Source organism: Microbulbifer halophilus (assembly GCF_026183675.1).
GTDB lineage: Bacteria > Pseudomonadota > Gammaproteobacteria > Pseudomonadales > Cellvibrionaceae > Microbulbifer > Microbulbifer halophilus.
Genome location: NZ_JAPIVK010000068.1, coordinates 1 through 5,131 on the forward strand (window position 1 = coordinate 1; position 5,131 = coordinate 5,131).

Annotated in this window: 9 protein-coding genes; all 9 read right to left on the reverse strand. The window is 47.5% G+C overall.

The features are described from left to right. Positions 1–417, reverse strand: a 417-nt coding sequence (locus OQE62_RS19450) for a transposase (RefSeq protein WP_322746593.1), incomplete at its 3' end; no start/stop codon positions are given. A gap of 114 nt (positions 418–531) precedes the next feature. Then, the gene (locus OQE62_RS19125) at positions 532–915 is read right to left on the reverse strand and encodes a hypothetical protein (RefSeq protein WP_265723642.1); all 384 of its coding nucleotides are present in this window, start codon (positions 913–915) and stop codon (positions 532–534) included. 156 nt (positions 916–1,071) lie between these two features. Further along, positions 1,072–1,632 carry a suppressor of fused domain protein gene (locus OQE62_RS19130; protein ID WP_265723643.1) on the reverse strand — a complete coding sequence of 187 codons (561 nt, stop codon included), beginning with the start codon at positions 1,630–1,632 and terminating at the stop codon, positions 1,072–1,074. Positions 1,633–1,915: 283 nt separating this feature from the next. Beyond that, complete coding sequence (locus tag OQE62_RS19135; RefSeq protein WP_265723644.1) at positions 1,916–2,404, reverse strand: DUF6985 domain-containing protein; 489 nt, start codon at positions 2,402–2,404, stop codon at positions 1,916–1,918. A 168-nt stretch (positions 2,405–2,572) separates the two neighbouring features. Beyond that, positions 2,573–2,857 carry an NUDIX domain-containing protein gene (locus OQE62_RS19140; RefSeq protein ID WP_265723645.1) on the reverse strand — a complete coding sequence of 95 codons (285 nt, stop codon included), beginning with the start codon at positions 2,855–2,857 and terminating at the stop codon, positions 2,573–2,575. 10 nt (positions 2,858–2,867) lie between these two features. After that, entirely contained in the window at positions 2,868–3,092 is a 225-nt protein-coding gene (locus OQE62_RS19145) for an NUDIX hydrolase (protein ID WP_265723646.1), read from the reverse strand. Positions 3,093–3,193: 101 nt separating this feature from the next. After that, positions 3,194–3,682, reverse strand: a complete 489-nt coding sequence (locus OQE62_RS19150) for an SMI1/KNR4 family protein (protein ID WP_265723647.1) — start codon at positions 3,680–3,682, stop codon at positions 3,194–3,196. A gap of 97 nt (positions 3,683–3,779) precedes the next feature. Then, positions 3,780–4,241: a DUF6882 domain-containing protein gene (locus OQE62_RS19155; protein WP_265723648.1), complete on the reverse strand. Its 462-nt coding sequence runs from the start codon at positions 4,239–4,241 to the stop codon at positions 3,780–3,782. A 141-nt stretch (positions 4,242–4,382) separates the two neighbouring features. Next, a complete protein-coding gene (locus OQE62_RS19160) occupies positions 4,383–4,991 on the reverse strand; it encodes a hypothetical protein (RefSeq protein ID WP_265723649.1) in 609 nt (202 codons plus the stop codon). Positions 4,992–5,131: the final 140 nt, after the last annotated feature.

The following is a 5,131-nucleotide window of genomic DNA, read 5'->3' on the forward strand; positions in this document are numbered from 1 at the left end:
GTCCGAGGGCATCTTGCAGCCGTCGATGGCAAAGAGTTCATTGCCGAGTAGGCCCTGCTGGTCGCAAACCAGTAGAACTTGTTCGAAGACGGACTCAATGGCGTCTGGGTAGCCACTGACAAAGCTCGCGATACTGGTGAAATGGGGAACGGCGTCGCAGGAAAGGGCTTTGAAAATGATGTTGTTTTCACACTGCCACTGGATCTCGCGGCTGGAGGTGATGCCTTTGACGTAGGCAAACAGGATGATCTTGAGGAGAATCGCTGGGTCGTAAGCGGCTCTGCCACCCTGATCGTTGCTATATTGGTCGTTGAAGGGGGAGAGGTCGATATGGCCATCGATCAGGCGGTGGAGTGTGAACTCGAAAGTACCGGGCTGGAGCTGGTCTTCGAAGTTAANTCCCTTTGATGGCCAAATTCTACCAAAAACAACTGGTTTTTAAGAGCTTTTCTACAGCCTGAACGCCGCGTACAGAGGCGCGAGCTTGCGAGCGTCCTGCCGCCGCTTGCGGCGGCGAACTGGTACGCTTGGCTATAAGGCGACTTTTCGGCGGACATAATTCCAGCCTCCCGCAGCACAGATGGCACCAATATATCCGTAAAGGCTAAGAAAAGGCAGAGATTCTAAGCTGATCATGGTGCCTGCCGAACCAAACATTGCAGCCGGTGTGGCTGCGCCGAGCAGAAAACCCAAAACGACCAGAGCGAACAAATACGATCTTGCCGAAAGCCACCTTCTCTGCCACAACCTTATGAGGGGGTAAGCAAGCAATATGGACAAAATTAAAGCGACCGGAAATATAAAGACGGTAAGCAATCCGGATTGCCAGCCATACCGAGGAAACGTCACCACAGCAAAGGCGACGCTACCAGCAAAAGCTGATTCAACACTAGCGGCGATGATATGCTTCAACATGTGTTGCCTTATAACGCTGAGCTTAGCGGCGCCCTTGTTATGGAGGCGAAGCCGCAATGAAAAGAGCTTAGCTGGTGGGGTTTTTAATCTGCCGCGAAGCGGCTTCGTTCAACGAATAAGGATAGATCGCGGCTGCGCGCGATCTATCCTTATTCGTTATGTTGTAAATTTGTGAGCAACGCTATCACGCCTTACATCACACGGGTCATCAACAAATTCAAATAGCCACTCTGGGCCATGCTCGTGTATCAACAGCCGCTCATCATCATGGATCGGAAATAGCTGTAAAAGCCTAATATGCCAGTCTGGTAAGCAGACCACCTCATGGTCCTCGCTAATCAAATTTTGGTGCCATACGAAGAATGAGGTCATCTCAGATTCTTCGGATATCTGGGCATTAAAGTTGATGGTATCCCCAGCCTTAAAGCTAAACTCACCCCTGTGCTGATAACCAATATCAGCCAGAGCTAGAACCCAAAGGTCATCTTCGGTATCAACACAAATCATCAACTCTGGTCGAATATTTTCGCCACCCGGCTGATCAACAAACGAAACACCTGAAGTAAATCCGATAACCATCCCTTTTTCAGGGATATCTTTGTAGGTAAAGCTATGAAAAGGAGGGAATTCTTCTTCCTTTGAATGCTTGAAGTAACTAGGCTCCACTTTGAATATTTTGTCCAGATGTTCTAGATATCTTGTTGCAGCTTCTTTCACAATTTACCCATACCCTTTAAAACATAACGAGGCTGTAGAAAAACTCCGGCCTCTTCTCGCTGTTCATATTTCACCCAAAAATCGCGATTCTACGTGAATTCTGGGCCAGTTCTGCATTGCGAAAAGTATTTCAGGGCACTCTCCGCACGGAAAATTTACCTGCTTAAGGATTACTCGAGTTTTTCTACAGCCTGAACGCCCGCAGCATGCGCGGTTTTGGAATGGAGGCGGAGCCGCAATGGAGAAGCCGTCGCCGTGTCTGCGATTGTTAGCCGTTTGTTCATTAGAACTGAAAATGGACAGCGTTCTCTCCTGCTTCAGATACTCGCCATCCATCAAACTTGAGCCCGACACCATGCTCAACCTCCCACTTCGCCCAGAAGCCCATGCCAAAAGTCCCGATACCCTTCCAAGAGGGAATGAATAAGCTCTGGTACAGCAGCACTGGAGCTAAGTCTTCGGCTGAGCGGACGTGCGGAGCATTCTCATCAGGGGCCTCGCCCCACTCTTGAATTGCTTTTCGATAGATATCGACGCTCGCTTGGTAGTCGGTAAAGATTCGCTCCACCGTATGCTTATGGATGGTATCGACCCGGTCAAGATAGCCCAGCAGCGTGTTCTGCTGACTCTCCGTGACTGCCCGCTCCTGACCAACAAAGCAGACCTCTATTAGTTCTTTTTGTCGCAAAAAGGGCACGTGTAGTTCGCCAACAAGCAGGTCGTCTTCCTTTCGAAGCCCTTCAAGCCACTCATCAAGGTTTTCTAACTGCACAGACGATCCCCTTTCAGCTAACGCTCACATAAAAGGCGGAGCGTCAGCGACGTCCAACGAAACGTAGTGGAGCGATTTTTAATGTGCTTGTTATACGAGCTAATCAGAATTAAAAAGATGTTTGAGTTTTGCATATTGGAGTAGCATGATCGTTTTTCCATCTTTAATTTATCCCGAACCTATCATGGCGTAAGCGTCATTAAAATTTAGCTCTAACACCTCAATATTTTCCTGCTCATGCTCTAAACCACCTCCTTCAGAAACCTTCATGGCATCTGAATACTCAGCCATAAAAAAGTAAAGCACTTCGGTTACCGAGCCTGGTGACATATAGGCTTCAAAAATTTTTTCTACTTTATCTATCTTGTAGCCAGTTTCTTCTTCAGCTTCTTTTTTAATACAGTCTTCCGCATTATTTTCATCTAGCAACCCAGCACATGTTTCGATTAACATTCCTTCGGCATTACCATATAACATATGTCGGCAAACGAAACTGACGAATCAAAATAACACTACCCTTAAAACTATTATATAAAAGTATCGTTGCTCCATTACCTCGGTCATAGGCTTCACGCTCTTGTCGCCCCCACTCTCCATTAGGTTTTTGATAATCAAACGAGTATGTATTGAGCGTATACCAATTGTCCGACAATAACTTTTTCTCGATATTTTTTACTTTGGTATTCATAAACCCTCACTGAATGTATAACGCCCGCAGCATGCGCGGCTTTGGAATGGAGGCGAAGCCGTAATGGGAAAGCCGTCGCCGTGCCTGAGATTGTTAGGCTTTTAGGACAACCCGCAGTGCCAACTATTGCCGACGAATTCTTCTAAGTTCTCGGACTCTACCTCAAACTCACCAGTTTCATGGTCTAAGGCCAGAACCTGACCAACTTTGAATTCCCCAAAAGGTTGGCAGCACATGCCATACAATACCGCGTAACCGTTCTGCTGTGCGAAGAACACAACACTATTCAGTTCAGTTTCTGGAGGTGTTGGATTTCCGCTATTCTTAATGTAATCTTCTACGTCCTCTATAACCTCCGAGATTGGGAGGTAAAGATTCTTCCTGCCCCAGTATTTTTCTTTTACAGAAATCCCATTAAATTCAAGAAATATACCTTTAAGCTCTTCGGTAAGTTTCACCCCTTTTGAATCTTCTATACCCCTAATGTCAACAATCGAAGCCGGAGCGTAAAAACTAAATTCCATTTCAAGCTCATCAACTCCTTCGAAATCTCGAAAAGCGGTCTCAAATATTCTTTTCCAATTGCTCATACTGCGAAAATCTCCGAAATCTTAACGCTTGCAGCATGCGCGCCCATGGAATGGAGTCGAAGGCGCAATGTAATGAGCGTCGCCGTGCCTGCACTGATTATGTTTCTTTGGCAAGGTGTACCTCTCCAAAATTTATAAACACGAAAGTGCCTGGAGCGGCCTCAGCACGATATGCGCCGTTTGCTTTAGCGAGGCGCATAGCCAGTGCAGTATAATTCCACGCTCTCATCTCAGTGCAGGTGACCTTTTGAGTCGTTAGTTCCTTTGAACCATGCTCTTCGCCAAATTGCTTCACCCGCAATGCGTTGGCTTGAAGTGCGGGCAATATTGAAGGGTGGTCCCAGCCCCACATGAACGTGTCATCATTGGAATTGAAGGTGCCAATAATTTGGACCGGTGATTCTGCAATAGTGCCATCTTCAAACGAAAAGATGATTTGTCCGCTGTCTTGATCTACGTTCCAGGATTTCTCCTCCCCAAGGTGCCATGTTGCTCTGTGAGCATCAGTGGCCATCCTCAGGCCTTCGACACTACCTGAGATAAATTCTTCGATGTTCATCTTTTTCTTAAATAGGCCAAACACCACCAACTCCCAGAAACCTAACGCTCGCCACTTAGCTTCATTTTGGTTGCGTATAACGCTTTTGTTAAAGGCACGACTTCAGGAGCGTCCTTTTGACAAATTTGTTACTTGTTTTGATCAACATTGCCACATAAACTTGGCCGACGAGTCGCAGGTGCAATCAAATAGGTACGCACAGCCTCCACCACCAAAGTCCATCTCATCTTTCCAATCAGGCCCCTGTTCCAACTGCGCGACGAATCTCATGGGTTTTTTGCATATGTCGCAGTTGGGAGTTTCGTCTCCTTGAATCCATGAAGGCGTTCCAAAAACCTGACCCAGAACCTGCCTAAGGGAAAGCCCATTTTCCTCCGCCCATTGAGTCCTAGCTTCCTCGTAGTCATCCGAATCGAACTCGAGAACGACTGCACCGTAGTTGGTTTCCTTTGTCGTTACCCCTCCTTCAGGCGGTGTAGCTAATTCGAACTCTCTGGCCGCTGTGACAACAACTGAGTTGCCCCCACCATCAGCATCCCACTCATTACATAGTCCCGGATCATTTTGGCACATAAAAACCTGTTCTATTCTGCCGTCTACCGCTAACTTGCCGAGGAACTGCATAGCGCCATTGCAGGATTGGCATATGGGCCACTGAAAATCCTCATCGAGCCCTTTGACTGGCAGCCCACCAAAGCTAGTGCTTGGCTCTGCCTCAGGGCACTCCCTGTTTATAAGTAGTTGGATCATTAAATTCCCCTAGTGTGCGCTGACACGTAACGCCGCTCAGCACGCGCGGCTACGAAATGAAGGCGAAGCCGCAATGTAGTAGACGTCGCCGTGACTGGCCTTGTGTACGCCCAGCATGGGCATGAACTAATGGGGTGAAA